Source organism: Gibbsiella greigii, assembly GCF_039540155.1.
GTDB classification, from domain to species: Bacteria; Pseudomonadota; Gammaproteobacteria; order Enterobacterales; family Enterobacteriaceae; genus Gibbsiella; species Gibbsiella quercinecans.
Window position 1 is genome coordinate 54,070 of sequence record NZ_BAABEM010000049.1, and the last position, 14,690, is coordinate 68,759.

The window sequence follows — 14,690 nt, forward strand, 5'->3', positions numbered from 1 at the left end:
CCCCAGGTACTAACTCACAGAGTTCGAGAGTGAGTCGCTAAATATAAATGCAACTCCGGACTGCTCCCTCTCCCACTGGGAGAGGGTTGGGGTGAGGGCGTTATTTGACTACGACTCCGGGCTGCTCCCTCTCCCATTGGGAGAGGGTTGGGGTGAGGGCGTTATTTGACTACGACTCCGGGCTGCTCCCTCTCCCATTGGGAGAGGGTTGGGGTGAGGGCACGGAATTACTCGCCCTTCGCCTCTTCCGCCGCTGGCTGCGCGATCGCCTCCGCCAGCATACTCACGCTTTCAATCGTCAGCTTGATTTCCGGGGTGATCAGATCGCTCAACATGGTGTAAACCTCCATGGTGTGCTCACGGATCGCGTCGCCGCTGTCGCTGATATATCCCTCTTCGCGCAGCGTTCCCACCAGGGTGGCAAATACCGCTTTATCGAAGAACTCCGGCGCGTTGATGCCGTGCAGCACCGACAGGCGCTGGGCCATGATGCGGCTTTCTTTTTCCAGCGCGCCGCGGTTGATGCTTGGGTTGGCGCTGAGAATCGACATGGTAATCGCATAGCGTTGCAGCGTTTCACGCACACCGGCGGCCAGCAACTGCAGCGGGCGAATGCGCGCCGGGTTCAGTTGCAGCTCGTCATCGCTGTAGCTGATTAACTGCTGGCGCGCCAACTCGTCGATCATCGGCTGCAGCACCTCCAGCAGCTGTTCCTTACCGTAATGCAGGAACAGTTCCGCTTTCAGCATCGGATAAATCAGGCCGATCTGGCGCAGCAGTTCGCTGCGTGACACGCGGCGGTGATGCATCACGATGGTGGCGATCAGCGAAGGCAGCACCAACATATGGTGGATATTGTTACGGTAATAGGTCATCAGCACCGCCTGTTCGCGCGGCAGGATGATGATGTCGCCGATATTATCCTTTTCCACCCCGAACTTATCCATGCCCAGCGCGTGATCCAGCAATTCTTCCGCGGTTTGAGCCGGCACGGTGGCGTCGGCGGCGTAAGGCACGTTACGCATCAACTGCAGGTAGCAATCCAACTGTTCGATCAATTGCTCGCGGGTCAGCGAACGTTGGCGCGAGGCCAGCAGGGCGGTGGCGCACAGGTTCATGGCGTTGGCGGCGGCGGCATTGTTGATGCGCACCATGATTTTGCCGGCAAGATCGTTCACCGTTGGCGTCAGCCAGCTTGGGCGCTGGGCTTCGATCGGATCGATAGCGTCACGCCACTGAGGCACATGCTGGTTGAGGTAGGTGGTCAACGGCAGCGGTTCGCCGAAGTTGACATAGCCCAGGCCAAGATTGCGCAGTTTGCGCAGGCCACGCAGCATTTGCAGCAGGTTTTCTTTTTCTTTGGTGGCACCGCGCAGTTCTTTGGCGTAGGTACCCACTTCCATCACGTGCTCGTAGCCGATGTAGATCGGCACCAGCGTGATTGGGCGGGTGCCGCCGCGCAGCATCGCCTGGATGGTCATCGCCAGCGTACCGGTTTTCGGCTCCAGCAGGCGCCCGGTACGGGAACGGCCGCCTTCGACAAAGTATTCCACCGAGTAGCCGCGGGTAAACAGTTCGCCCAGGTATTCACGGAACACCGTGGAATACAGTTTGTTGCCTTTGAAGGTGCGGCGAATGAAAAAGGCGCCCAGACGGCGGAAGATCGGCCCGGCCGGCCAGAAATTCAGGTTAATGCCGGCGGCGATGTGCGGTGGCACCAGCCCCTGGTGATACAGCACGTAGGACAGCAGCAAGTAGTCCATATGGCTGCGGTGGCAGGGAACATAGACGATCTCGTGGCCGTCCTGCGCCAGTTGGCGCACGCGTTCGGCGTTGGTGACGTTGATCCCTTGATACAGGCGGTTCCAGGTCCAGCCCAGTACGCGGTCTGACAGGCGCACGGTTTCGTAGGAGAAATCGGCGGCGATCTCTTCCATCAGCGCAATGGCGTTCTGCTGCGCTTTTTCATGAGAGATTTTTTTGTTGCGCGCTTCATCCTCAACGGCTTTTTCAATCGCCTTGGAAGCCAGCAGCTTGTTGAACAAGTCCTGGCGTGCCGGCAGGCTAGGGCCGACCGCGGCCAGGCGCTGGCGGGCGAAATGCATGCGCGCCACACGTGCCAGTTTCTGCGCAATGGTTTGATCGGTACCGTGTTCGTTCGCCATATGGCGCAGCGAAACGGTATTGGAGAAGCGGACGAAGCTGTCGCGCCCCAGCCACAGCACGGCGAAGAATTTCTGTATGCCGTTCAACAGGCGTAGGTGCGGGGTGCCGTGGCCTTCGCGGCCGGGGGAGCGGCCGAACATAACGGAAACCGGCAGCATCTGGATGTCGAGATCCGGGTTGTTGCGGTGCAGATCCAGATAGTCATGGAACAGCTTGACCGACTCTTCTTTCGGCGTGTAGTACCGGAACACACGCGGGCCATGGTGAATAAACACATAGCCGGGCAGCACGGTGCCGTCGATTTCCAGCGGAGTGAGCGGATCGGGCAGATCCTGCGCCAGACATTGGGCCCGCAGCGTGAGTAAATCCGCCTTCGAGTTATAAGGTAAAACGTACAAAATCGGCCGAGTGGGATCCAACCCTAACTCCGCGACCGGATCTGACGGGATAACCTTACTTCTTACCAGCAGTTTTAGTGAAGAACTCAATAAGTTATAATAAATTTTACGCCAACTTGACATAACAACGTGAAGCCTCTTGTTAGCAACGCGCCGCAAGCATACCAGAAACCGCTTTGCAGATCTGTGGTGTTAAAAAAGCCGATGCCGTTAAAATGATGTTTTACCCCTGAAAAAGGCGCCCGTAAATGGCAAATCAAACAACCGGTCTAACGCGTATTATCAAGGCGGCAGGTTATTCCCGGCAGGGGTTTATCGCCGCCTGGCAAAATGAAGCGGCATTCCGCCAGGAAACCCTCGCCGCTGCGCTAGCCATTATTTTGGCCGCCTGGCTGGACGTTGGGGCGATCGCCCGTATTTTACTGGTGGGTTCCGTGATCCTGGTGATGATCGTCGAGCTGCTTAACAGCGCAATCGAAGCGCTGGTCGATCGCGTGGGCACCGAGCACCATGTGCTTTCCGGCCGGGCAAAGGATATCGGTTCGGCGGCGGTGACGCTGGCGATCATACTGGCGCTGTTTGTCTGGGGCAGCGTATTGTGGCAGCACTTTGCCTGAATGGCAGCCGCCATTGGGTTGTTTTTCACCGGTTTTGCGCGCCTACTCCCTGATTTTTATTTATTCTGCGGTTCCCAATCCCCGCGCACCTGTATATACTCACAGCAAAACTGTATAAACAAACAGGGGGCGGGATGAAAGCACTAACTACCAGGCAGCAAGAGGTCTATGACCTGATTCGCGATCATATTTCGCAGACGGGCATGCCGCCCACGCGTGCCGAGATCGCATTGCGTCTGGGGTTCCGCTCGCCGAATGCGGCTGAAGAGCACCTGAAGGCGCTGGCGCGCAAAGGGGTAATCGAGATCGTCTCCGGCGCCTCGCGCGGTATCCGCCTGCTGATGGAAGATGAAGACGGTCTGCCGCTGATTGGCCGCGTGGCCGCCGGTGAACCGCTGCTGGCGCAGCAGCATATCGAAGGGCATTACAAAGTTGATCCTTCCCTGTTCAAGCCCAATGCCGATTTCCTGCTGCGGGTAAAAGGGATGTCGATGCGTGACATCGGTATCCTTGATGGCGATCTGCTGGCGGTGCATAAAACCCAGGACGTGCGTAACGGCCAGGTCGTTGTGGCCCGTATCGAAGATGAAGTGACCGTCAAACGCCTGAAAAAACACGGCAACGTGGTTGAGCTGTTGCCGGAAAACAGTGAATTCCAGCCGATCGTCGTCGATCTGCGTGAGCAAAACCTCACCATTGAAGGGCTGGCCGTCGGCGTTATTCGCAACGGTGACTGGATTTAACCCCTGCGTTTCCCCCTGATGTAAATCGCCCCTGTCCAGGGGCGATGCCTTTCTTGCCTTTTCAATACGCACTGCCACAGGAATAGGTTGCTATGCGCTTGATTACCGCCTTCTTTAGTGACAACGACAAAGCGCTGTGGCGTTTGGCGTTGCCGATGATCTTTTCCAACATTACCGTGCCGTTGCTGGGTTTGGTCGATACGGCGGTGATCGGCCACCTCGACACCCCCAGCTATCTTGGCGGCGTCGCCGTGGGGGCGATGGTCACCAGCTTCCTGTTCATGCTGTTCCTGTTCCTGCGCATGAGTACCACCGGGCTGGCGGCGCAGGCGCAGGGCGCCGGCGATGCGCCGCGGCTGGCCCAGGCCTTTGTGCAGCCGCTGCTGCTAGCCGGGATCGTCGGCCTGGCGATACTGTTGCTGCGCCGGCCGCTGATCGGGCTGGCGTTGCAGATTGTCGGCGGCGACGGCGAAGTCTTGCAACAGGCGCGGCTCTTTTTGGAAATTCGCTGGTTGAGTGCGCCGGCGGCGCTGGCCAACATGGTGCTGCTGGGGTGGCTGCTCGGCGTGCAGTACGTGCGTGCGCCGGTATTATTGCTGATCGCCGGCAACCTGCTGAATATTGTGCTGGATGTGTGGTTGGTGATGGGGCTTGGCTGGAACGTGCAAGGGGCCGCGCTGGCGACGGTGGTGTCTGAGTATGCCATGCTGTTGTTTGGGCTATGGCTCGCCTGGCGGGTGATGAGGCGGCGGGGCATTTCATTGCCGATCTTGCGCCACGCCTGGCGGGGAAATCTGGGCCGTTTGTTGGCGCTGAACCGGGACATCATGCTGCGTTCCCTGCTACTGCAGTTGTGCTTCGCTTCGTTGACCATTCTTGGCGCCCGGCTGGGCAGCGAAGTGGTGGCGGTTAACGCGGTGCTGATGAACCTGCTGACCTTTACTGCCTATGCGCTTGATGGTTTTGCCTATGCGGTGGAAGTGCACTCCGGCCATGCCTATGGCGCGCGCGACGATCGCAAGTTGCACCAGGTATGGCACGCCGCTTGCCGGCAAGCGGGCCTGGTTGCCCTGGGATTTGCGGCCGTCTACGCCGTGGCCGGCCAACAGATTGTCGGCGCACTGACCTCATTACCGGTGTTGCGTGAGCTGGCTAACCACTACCTGGGCTGGCAGGTGGTGCTGCCGCTGGTCAGCGTGTGGTGCTATCTGATGGATGGCATGTTTATCGGCGCGACCCGCGGCGCGGAAATGCGTAACAGCATGGCAGTCGCCGCCGCCGGCTATGCGCTGGCGTTGCTTACCCTGCCGCTGCTCGGCAACCATGCGTTGTGGCTGGCGCTGTGCGTGTTCCAGATGCTGCGTGGCATTACGCTGGGGTGGCTTTGGCTGCGCCATAACCGGCAGGGCACCTGGTTTGCGCACGAACGGGGCAAGGAGTAGCCCTCCATTCGTCGTGGATTTTGTTAATATTATGTTACATCTTGCTGGATGAAGAAAATCCCGGTTATCGGGTTGTTTTACGGTTGTTTTTAACTAGAAAAATTCTTATTTGTGGTATTTATCGCTGGTTTTTGTTTTTAATTCGGAATCTATAGCTAAGATTAGTAATGTGGCTGGCTGATTAGGCAACGGCTTAATCCTGTACAGATGAGGAAAATCTGTTACTTACTTTGGTCAGTTAGGCCAGCCGGATTATCTGAAACTGACTTACTTTAGTTACGGAGAGAAATGATGAACAAAGATCAAGCTGGCGGTAACTGGAAGCAGTTTAGAGGTAAGATCAAGGAACAATGGGGCAAGCTGACCGATGACGATATGACGGTCATTGAAGGGAAGCGCGAACAGCTGGTCGGCAAAATTCAGGAACGCTACGGCTACCAGAAAGAGCAGGCCGAAAAGGAAGTTAAATCCTGGGAAGACAGCAACAAATACCACTGGTAATACACTAGGCTTTACCCCTACGGCAATCCAAAACGGTACAGGGACGTACCGAGAATGTCCCCGCTGTATGCCCGCCGGTTATTTCTTCTTCACTACAATGCTGTGATCGTGATCGCAATCATGCGGATGCTTACAGGCTTCTACCTCTACGCAGTCAACGCACAGGCCGTGCGCTTCAACCACGCTGTGGCGCAGAGCAAAGCCGGACTCTTTTGCCAGCTTCTGCAGTGTTTCTTCGATGCCGTCGGTCGTGCGCTCGGTCACTTGCCCGCAGCGATCGCAGATAAACAGCGCAGAAGTATGCATCGGCTGTTCAAAGTGGTGACACAGCACGTAGCTATTGGTGGACTCCACCCGGTGGATAAATCCCTGTTCCAACAGGAAATCCAGTGCGCGATACACCGTCGGCGGCTTGGCCTGTGGCTCGGCCACCCGTAACAGATCCAACAGATCATAGGCGCTGATGGCACCGGGCTGTTGTGCCATCAGGCGTAACACTTCCAGCCGTTGTGGCGTCAGGCGCACATTGCGTTGCTGGCAAAGGTGCTCAGCCTGCGCGAGCAGCTTTTCCTGGTTGGTTGGGTTCATGGCAAATATCCCGGGTACGTAAAAAGGCGACTTTACCATGTTTAGGGGCAATAGCCGAGAGGTGCGCGCGTTTGCGCGGGGTGAGGTTTCGCACTGCATTGCGCGCGGGTAATTTACGACACGATGACGAGTAAAAAACGGATTTATCTGGCTGTTGCAGATTCGAAAAAATGGAGAATGCCAATCCAGAACGGGTGGCTGGCGATGCGCCGTTTTTGCTTGCCATAACAAATAGCCCGATCTTCGGGCTATTTGGGGTATCAGGCAAACACTACTGTCAAGCTGCCCGGTGTCCGGCGGGGCTTTCCTACCACGATTTGCACATCGCGCCCTAAGCGGGTCAGGCATTCCAGCATTTTGGCTTCACTGATGCCCCGGAACTGCCCACGCAGCATATTAGATACCTTGGGTTGCGTCATGCCCAGCAGTTTTGCCGCTTGTTCCTGCGTCAGGCGACGGCTTTTAATGATGTTGCCAATGGTGGTGGCAAGCTGGGCTTTTACCCGCATTTCCTCTGCGTCTTCTCTGCCAATATCGGCATAAACGTTGCCGCTGCTGATTTCAATATCATGGCTCATATTATGCTCCTCTGGCATGGCTTTCTGCGGCTTTCAGCCGTTTGCGGATTTTGTCCATATCGGGTTTCGGCGTGGCAACCCCCGATGAAGACTTTTTCTGGAATACGTGCAAAACATAGACGGCATCACCGAACTTAACGGTATACACCGCACGATAAGTATCACTGAAAAAATCCTCAACCACCTCAAGCGCGCCAGCGCCGCCAAACCCTTTCAGTGGTTTGGCTTGGGTATGTTTACCGCCTGACTGCGCCAGATGCAGGGCATAGCCGAAAACATCCTGTACATCGTTAGGCAATGACTGGAGATCTTTCTTGCTGCTGCCAACCCAATATAGTGGCTTCATCCGCGTTATCCATGCGTTAAATTATATCCATTTGGATATAATTTAACATGGCTAATGGTCAATGTATAGTCAAGAAGGGAGGGGCATATATTTGATTCGTTTATGGAGATGATACTGGCGATGTCGCAGTCAACCGGCATATTCAGTCCGTCACTTTTAGTACCATCGGCTTTGCCTCCAGGGTGAACAGTTTTCCCGGTAGCGGTGCTTTTTGCCTTGGCGCCTACGGTGCGGCGGCAGCGCAATGTACCCTCTGCGCGCTGGCGCTTGCCTATGCTATAGTAAGTCAAATTCCATTCTTTTCCACAGCACCCCATCTTTGAACCGGGGGCTAAGAATGCCAAAACACCCTGAAAAATTTAAAAATGCATCAAAATAAAGAATCGCAAAACGCGTTGCAAACTCGTGTGCTGCCTGAGGAATCGGCTAAATTTCCGCCGCACCGTTTTTCCATCGCGCCGATGCTCGACTGGACCGATCGCCATTGCCGTTACTTCCACCGTCTGCTGTCCAGGCAGGCGCTGCTGTACACCGAAATGGTCACCACCGGCGCCATTATCCATGGCAAAGGCGACTATCTGGCGTACAACCAGGAAGAACACCCGCTGGCGCTACAGCTGGGCGGCAGCGATCCGGCGGCGTTGGCGCACTGCGCCCGGCTTGCTGAACAGCGGGGCTATGATGAAATCAACCTCAACGTGGGTTGCCCGTCCGATCGGGTGCAGAACGGTATGTTCGGCGCCTGCCTGATGGGCCAGGCAGCGTTGGTGGCGGACTGCGTGAAAGCGATGCGTGATGCGGTATCCATCCCGGTGACGGTAAAAACGCGCATCGGCATTGACGATCAGGACAGCTACGCTTTCCTGTGCGATTTCATTTCGACGGTGGCCGGGCGCGGCGAATGCGAGATGTTTATTATTCATGCCCGGAAGGCCTGGCTTTCCGGGCTAAGCCCGAAAGAGAACCGCGAAGTGCCGCCGCTGGATTACCCGCGGGTCTATCAGTTCAAGCGTGACTTCCCGGCGCTAACCATCGCCATTAACGGCGGCGTGAAAACGCTGGCCGAGGCGCAGCAGCATCTGCAACATGTTGATGGCGTGATGATGGGGCGTGAAGCCTATCAAAACCCAGGCGTGCTGGCGCAGGTGGACCGCGAGCTGTTCGGCGCCGAAACGCCGGCAATCGACAGCGTGGCGGTGGTCGAGGCGCTTTATCCCTATATTGAGCGTGAGCTGGCCAACGGTACCTATCTCGGCCACATCACCCGCCACATTTTGGGCCTGTTCCAGGGCGTGCCGGGCGCGCGGCAGTGGCGCCGCCACCTGAGTGAAAATGCCCATAAGCCGGGGGCGGATGCGCGGGTGGTCGAGCAGGCGTTGAGCCTGGTGCGGCAACCGCGGGCTGATGTGGCGTAATTCACCATTGTTCTGACTAACAGTTGGCGATTTTCACCCGGCTGGTGGCTGCAATGAATATTACTTACGCGAAAAATCAAGCCGTTAGCATTGCGTGCGGCTTGGCACGCTTCTTGTAACTGACCGGTGGATACCGTGTTTTGCCAAGGAGCAATCATGTTGGAACTTTTCTTTATCATTGGCTTCGTCGTCATGCTGTTGGTGACCGGCGTTTCTTTGCTGGGGGTTATCGCCGCCCTGTTTGCGGCCGCGGCGTTTATGCTGCTCGGCGGCCTGTTCGCCATGATGTTCAAACTGCTGCCGTGGCTGGTGCTGGCGGTGGTTTGCGTGTGGCTCTACCGTGCGGTGCAAAAGCCGCAGATACGCCGTTATTAAGCGGGCATTATGTTGAATTATCAGGCACTCCCTCAACAGAGGGGGATTCATGCCGGCCGAATGCGGCAGAGATCACACCTTGGAAGTTTAGCGGCACGTAGGCATGTTTTTTATGTTGAAGGGCTGCTAGGATAGCCGCCGAATCGCTGATGCGAACGATTTCATCCCCGTTGGGAACAAAACCGATAATTCGTGTTGCACAAGCAACCCCGTTCCCGGCGGACTCTGCTCCACCCCTACGACAACCCTGCAGTAATAAAAACAGAAAGCCCCTTGTGGGAAAATGCCAGCCAGCTAATCCCTGGCTGGCATTTTTATTGCCGCGCTTAATCAGCCGGCCGTTCAAGGGATCAGTAAACTGGAACCAACCGTTGCGCGGCTTTCTAACACCCGGTGCGCCCGCTGCGCATCCCCCAGCGCAAACTTTTGCTCATCGCGCACATCCACATTGATCGCCCCACTGCTAATCTGCGCGAACAGCGCATCGCTGGCCGCCTGCAGCTCTTCACGGTTCGTCACATAGCCGTTCAGCGAAGGGCGCGTCACGTAGAGCGAGCCTTTTTGGTTCAGGATCGCCAAATCCACCCCGGTCACCGGGCCGGACGCATTGCCAAAGCTGACCATCAGCCCGCGGCGTTTCAGGCTATTGAGCGAAGCCAGCCAGGTATTTTTGCCCACCGAGTCATACACCACGCCGACTTTGGCGCCATCGGTCAGTTCCGCCACGCGCTGGGCGATATCCTGGGTGTTGTAGTTAATGGTGGCCCAGGCGCCGGCCTGCAGCGCCAGCTCGGCCTTGGCATCGGAACCGACGCTGCCGATCAGCCGGGCGCCCAATGCTTTGGCCCACTGGCAGGCGATCAGCCCAACGCCGCCGGCGGCGGCATGGAACAGAAAGATTTCGCCCGGCTGCACCACATGGGTCTGGCGCAGCAGATAATGGACCGTCAGGCCTTTAAGGAACGATGCCGCGCCCTGTTCGAAGCTGAGCGCATCAGGCAGCAGCGCCACTTTGGCGGCCGGCACGTTGTGGATTTCGCTGTAGGCGCCCAGCGGCGCCTGGGCATACACCACCCGATCGCCGGGCTTGATGCCGCTGACGCCGGCGCCCACTTTGCTGACCACGCCGGCCGCTTCGGTACCCAGCCCGGACGGCAACTGCGGCGGCGCATACAGGCCGCTGCGTACATAGGTGTCGATATAGTTGATGCCGATCGCCTTGTTGGCAATCTGTACTTCACCCGCCGCAGGATCGCGCGGGGTAAAATCAACGTATTGCAGTACGTCCGGCCCGCCGGTCGCGGCGAATTGAATGCGTTTTGCCATGATCGCTCCTCAGGTAACCGATTAAACCCGTGGCCCAATTGTTGGGGCATGGGGATTTATCATTATGTATACTGACGCGTCGTCACTTGATAACAGGTAATTTATTCCCACTATGGCAGGAAAGAAACCCACCAACAAATCTTACGAGGCCCAGGCACCCCGCGATCGCCAGATGGAAGGGCTGAAGATGCCGCCGCATTCGCTGGAGGCGGAGCAATCCGTGTTGGGCGGTTTGATGCTGGACAACGAACGCTGGGACAATGTGGCCGAGCGCGTGGTGGCCGGTGATTTCTTTAGCCGCCCGCACCGGTTGATCTTCACCGAGATGCAGCGCCTGCTGGAGATGAGCAAGCCGATCGATCTGATCACCCTGTCTGAATCACTGGAGCAGAAAGGGGAGCTGGATTCCGTCGGCGGCTTTGCCTACCTGGCGGAGCTGTCCAAAAACACCCCCAGCGCGGCCAACATCGCGGCCTATGCGGACATCGTGCGCGAGCGCGCGGTGGTGCGGGAAATGATCTCGGTTGCTAATGAGATCGCCGATGCCGGTTATGATCCCCAGGGGCGCAGCAGTGAGGATCTGCTCGATCTGGCGGAATCGCGCGTGTTCCAGATTGCTGAAAACCGCGCCAATAAAGACGAAGGGCCGAAAAGCATCGATCAGATCCTGGAAGCCACGGTGTCGCGCATTGAATCGCTATACCAGACGCCGCATGACGGCGTGACTGGGGTGGACACCGGCTATAACGATCTGAACAAGAAAACCGCCGGCCTGCAGAAATCGGATTTGATCATCGTGGCGGCCCGTCCGTCGATGGGTAAAACCACCTTCGCCATGAACCTGTGTGAAAACGCCGCCATGCTGCAGGAAAAGCCGGTGCTGATTTTCAGCCTGGAGATGCCCGGCGAACAGATTATGATGCGTATGCTGGCTTCGCTGTCGCGTGTGGACCAAACGCGGATTCGTACCGGCCAGCTTGACGATGAGGACTGGGCGCGCATTTCCAGCACCATGGGGCTGCTGCTGGAAAAACGCAACATGTATATCGATGATTCTTCCGGCCTGACGCCAACCGAAGTGCGTTCCCGCGCGCGGCGTATTTTCCGCGAGCATGACGGCCTGAGCCTGATCATGATCGACTATCTGCAATTGATGCGTGTGCCCGCCCTGTCGGACAACCGTACGCTGGAGATCGCCGAGATTTCCCGTTCGCTGAAGGCGCTGGCCAAAGAGCTGCAGGTACCGGTGGTGGCGCTGTCGCAGCTTAACCGCTCGCTGGAGCAGCGCGCCGATAAACGCCCGGTTAACTCGGATCTGCGTGAATCCGGCTCGATCGAGCAGGACGCCGATCTGATCATGTTTATTTACCGTGATGAGGTCTATCACGAAAACAGCGATCTGAAAGGCATCGCTGAAATCATTATCGGTAAGCAGCGTAACGGCCCGATCGGTACCGTGCGGCTTACCTTTAACGGCCAGTGGTCGCGTTTTGATAATTACGCCGGGCCACAGTATGACGAAGAATAATTAACCGAGCCGATCTCAATAGCCCTTGTGCCTTCCGGCGCCTATTGAACCCAGGCTTTAAGGAACTGAAATGAAAGCGGCAACCGCTATAATCGACCGCCGCGCTCTGCGACACAACCTGCAACAGGTGCGCCGTTTGGCGCCTCAAAGCCGCCTGATCGCCGTTGTGAAAGCAAACGCTTATGGCCATGGCCTGCTGGATACGGCACACACCCTGCAAGACGCCGACTGCTACGGCGTGGCGCGCCTGAGTGAAGCGCTCACGCTGCGCGCCGGCGGCATCGTTAAACCCATTCTGCTGCTGGAAGGCTTTTTCGCCGCCGAGGACTTGCCGCTGCTGGCGGCCAACAATATTGAAACCGCCGTGCACAGCAACGAGCAGTTGGCCGCGCTGGAGCAGGCCGATTTGCCACGCCCGCTGCGGGTGTGGATGAAGCTGGACACCGGCATGCACCGGCTGGGCGTGCATCCTGAGCAGGCCGAAGCCTTCTACCAGCGCCTGTGCGCCTGCCGCAGCGTGGCGCAACCGGTGAACATGATGAGCCATTTTTGCCGCGCCGACGAGCCGCAATTGGACGTGACGCCACGGCAAATCGCCTGTTTTGAACAGTTCACGCAAGATAAACCGGGGTTGAGATCTATCTCTGCCTCCGGCGGCATTCTGCTCTGGCCGCAGGCGCACTACGACTGGGTGCGCCCAGGGATTATTATGTACGGCGTCTCGCCGCTGGCGGAGCCTTATGGCGAGAGCTTCGGCCTGCAGCCGGCGATGGCGCTGACCTCCAGCCTGATTGCGGTGCGCAGCCATAAAGCCGGCGAACCGGTGGGCTATGGCGGCACCTGGGTGAGTGAGCGCGACACGCGGCTCGGCGTGGTGGCGATAGGCTATGGCGACGGTTACCCGCGCAGCGCCCCCTCCGGTACACCGGTGTGGCTCAACGGCCGCGAAGTACCGATTGTCGGGCGGGTTTCGATGGATATGATGTCGGTCGATCTGGGGCCGGACAGCACCGACAGCGTCGGGGATGAAGTGCTGCTGTGGGGTAAACCATTGCCGGTCGAGCGCATCGCCGCCTTTACCGGCATCAGCGCCTATGAGCTGATCACCAAACTGACGGCGCGCGTGGTGACGCAATACCTCGGCGAATAAGCCCTTCTGGCCGCCGGCATGGCCGGCGGCGCAGCACGGGAGCCGTTGCCCGCGTTATTCCAGATAAAACACTTCTTTGAGTTCCTGGCTGATCGGGCTGTTGTCCGGGTTGCTTGGCATCAATTCACGCATGGACGCCCACCAGCGCTGGCACACCTCGGTGCCGGCCACCGCCGCCCAGCGCGCCTCGGACTCAATTTCTACCGTAGCAAACAGCAGGTGGCGATCGGCGTCGAGATAAATAGCATAGTGATGAGCACCGTGCTGTTTAAGAACCGCCGCCAGTTCCGGCCAAATCGGCGTATGGCGGCGCTGATATTCTTCATGCGCATCGGGATTCACCTGCATCACAAAGGCTTTGCGGATCATAGTGCCTCCAGGTACATCTCACGCACCTCTTCACGGGAAGCGCTGCGTGGGTTGCAGGGCGCACACGGATCGGCCAGCGCTTTATCCAGCCAATTTTCAATATCAGCCTGCGAAATCCCCAACTGTTGAAACCCGTCGGGAATGCCGACGCGGCGCGACAGTTGGCGGATAGCGGCAATCGCCTGCTGGCTGGCCTGCTCGTCGTTCATGCCCTGACGCTCCACCCCCATCGCTTCGGCGATGCGCGCAAAGCGCGCCACTGCCTGCGGCCGGTTAAACGCTTCGACGATCGGCAGCAAAATGGCATTGCAGACGCCGTGCGGCAGATTGTGCGTGGCGCCCGGCTGGTGCGCCAGGGCGTGCACCAGCCCCAGGCCGGCGCTGTTAAACGCCATGCCCGCCAGATATTGGCCATAGGCCATGTATTCGCGTGCTTGCAGATTGTGCCCGTCGTCCACCGCTTTCGGCAGCCACTGGCTAATCAAGCGGATGGCCTCCAGCGCGGAGGCGTCGGTCAACGGGTGCGCGCCGACGGAAACATAGGCTTCAATCGCGTGGGTGAGCGCATCCATGCCGGTGGCCGCGGTGACGCTGGCCGGGATTTCCAGCATAACGCTGGGATCGTCAACTGCGATATCAGGAATAATGTTCGGATCGATGATCACCTCTTTGACCTGGCGCCCGCTATCGATAATTACCGCGTTGCTGGTCATCTCGGCGGCGGTGCCCGCCGTGGTATTGATCGCCACCAGCGGCACGCCGGCATGGGCCACTTTGCCCACTCCGGCGTATGCGGTGGAAGGGCCGGGGTTGGCGGTGAGGATTTTGATGGCTTTGGCGGTGTCGATCGGGCTGCCGCCGCCAAAGGCGATGATGTAACTGCAATTGGCGGCGCGGTAGGCCGCCAGCCCCTGTTGCACCAGTTCTTCGGTTGGGTTGGGGAACACACGGTCGAACAGGGTATAGGGGAGCTGCGCGCTATCCAGGTTGGCGAACAGCGTGTCCAGCAGCCCTAACTGCACCAACTGGCCGTCGGTGACGATCAGCGCCTTGCCCCATTGTTTGCCCGCCAGCAGCTTCACCATATCGGCGATGGCGCCTGCGCCATGCAGGCTGATTTTCGGTAGTGCCAACATAAAGCTCATGAT

At 58.1% G+C, this 14,690-nt stretch carries 15 protein-coding genes; 8 read left to right on the plus strand and 7 right to left on the minus strand.

Annotated features, from left to right (window positions below):
- Positions 1-227 precede the first annotated feature (227 nt).
- Complete coding sequence (plsB, locus tag AC559G_RS21275; protein WP_498914516.1) at positions 228-2,687, minus strand: glycerol-3-phosphate acyltransferase; 2,460 nt, start codon at positions 2,685-2,687, stop codon at positions 228-230.
- Between the two features lie 125 nt (positions 2,688-2,812).
- Between plsB and AC559G_RS21280 the strand changes: the two genes are divergently transcribed.
- From AC559G_RS21280 to AC559G_RS21295, 4 genes are all read left to right on the plus strand, one after another.
- Positions 2,813-3,181 carry a diacylglycerol kinase gene (locus AC559G_RS21280; RefSeq protein ID WP_498914518.1) on the plus strand — a complete coding sequence of 123 codons (369 nt, stop codon included), beginning with the start codon at positions 2,813-2,815 and terminating at the stop codon, positions 3,179-3,181.
- Between the two features lie 134 nt (positions 3,182-3,315).
- Complete coding sequence (gene lexA, locus AC559G_RS21285) at positions 3,316-3,924, plus strand: transcriptional repressor LexA (RefSeq protein WP_438597749.1); 609 nt, start codon at positions 3,316-3,318, stop codon at positions 3,922-3,924.
- A gap of 92 nt (positions 3,925-4,016) precedes the next feature.
- Complete coding sequence (gene dinF / locus AC559G_RS21290; protein WP_498914520.1) at positions 4,017-5,366, plus strand: MATE family efflux transporter DinF; 1,350 nt, start codon at positions 4,017-4,019, stop codon at positions 5,364-5,366.
- Between the two features lie 291 nt (positions 5,367-5,657).
- Positions 5,658-5,867 carry a CsbD family protein gene (locus tag AC559G_RS21295; RefSeq protein ID WP_438597751.1) on the plus strand — a complete coding sequence of 70 codons (210 nt, stop codon included), beginning with the start codon at positions 5,658-5,660 and terminating at the stop codon, positions 5,865-5,867.
- A gap of 78 nt (positions 5,868-5,945) precedes the next feature.
- Here AC559G_RS21295 and zur read toward each other — a convergent pair whose 3' ends face one another.
- From zur to AC559G_RS21310, 3 genes are all read right to left on the minus strand, one after another.
- Complete coding sequence (gene zur / locus AC559G_RS21300) at positions 5,946-6,455, minus strand: zinc uptake transcriptional repressor Zur (protein ID WP_095846870.1); 510 nt, start codon at positions 6,453-6,455, stop codon at positions 5,946-5,948.
- Between the two features lie 260 nt (positions 6,456-6,715).
- Positions 6,716-7,033 (minus strand): helix-turn-helix domain-containing protein, encoded by a 318-nt coding sequence (locus AC559G_RS21305; RefSeq protein ID WP_095846871.1) that lies wholly within the window; start codon positions 7,031-7,033, stop codon positions 6,716-6,718.
- Position 7,034: 1 nt separating this feature from the next.
- Positions 7,035-7,379 (minus strand): type II toxin-antitoxin system RelE/ParE family toxin, encoded by a 345-nt coding sequence (locus AC559G_RS21310; protein ID WP_438597752.1) that lies wholly within the window; start codon positions 7,377-7,379, stop codon positions 7,035-7,037.
- 365 nt (positions 7,380-7,744) lie between these two features.
- On the opposite strand from AC559G_RS21310, the gene dusA reads away from it, so the two are divergent.
- Both dusA and pspG read left to right on the plus strand, forming a co-directional pair.
- Positions 7,745-8,794, plus strand: a complete 1,050-nt coding sequence (gene dusA / locus AC559G_RS21315) for a tRNA-dihydrouridine(20/20a) synthase DusA (RefSeq protein WP_498914523.1) — start codon at positions 7,745-7,747, stop codon at positions 8,792-8,794.
- Between the two features lie 156 nt (positions 8,795-8,950).
- Positions 8,951-9,169: an envelope stress response protein PspG gene (gene pspG, locus AC559G_RS21320; RefSeq protein WP_498914525.1), complete on the plus strand. Its 219-nt coding sequence runs from the start codon at positions 8,951-8,953 to the stop codon at positions 9,167-9,169.
- A gap of 342 nt (positions 9,170-9,511) precedes the next feature.
- Here pspG and AC559G_RS21325 read toward each other — a convergent pair whose 3' ends face one another.
- Positions 9,512-10,495 (minus strand): quinone oxidoreductase, encoded by a 984-nt coding sequence (locus tag AC559G_RS21325; protein ID WP_498914527.1) that lies wholly within the window; start codon positions 10,493-10,495, stop codon positions 9,512-9,514.
- 112 nt (positions 10,496-10,607) lie between these two features.
- Here AC559G_RS21325 and dnaB point away from each other — a divergent pair, with 112 nt between their 5' ends.
- Positions 10,608-12,023: a replicative DNA helicase gene (gene dnaB, locus AC559G_RS21330; RefSeq protein WP_279027111.1), complete on the plus strand. Its 1,416-nt coding sequence runs from the start codon at positions 10,608-10,610 to the stop codon at positions 12,021-12,023.
- Between the two features lie 70 nt (positions 12,024-12,093).
- Positions 12,094-13,173, plus strand: coding sequence for an alanine racemase (gene alr / locus AC559G_RS21335; RefSeq protein ID WP_498914528.1), 1,080 nt, complete (start codon positions 12,094-12,096; stop codon positions 13,171-13,173).
- Between the two features lie 54 nt (positions 13,174-13,227).
- On the opposite strand, the gene rhaM is transcribed toward alr, so the two are convergent.
- Positions 13,228-13,542, minus strand: a complete 315-nt coding sequence (rhaM, locus tag AC559G_RS21340) for an L-rhamnose mutarotase (RefSeq protein WP_498914530.1) — start codon at positions 13,540-13,542, stop codon at positions 13,228-13,230.
- Positions 13,539-14,687: an iron-containing alcohol dehydrogenase gene (gene fucO, locus AC559G_RS21345; protein ID WP_498914532.1), complete on the minus strand. Its 1,149-nt coding sequence runs from the start codon at positions 14,685-14,687 to the stop codon at positions 13,539-13,541. The genes rhaM and fucO overlap by 4 nt, the downstream gene beginning before the upstream one ends.
- Positions 14,688-14,690 lie beyond the last annotated feature (3 nt).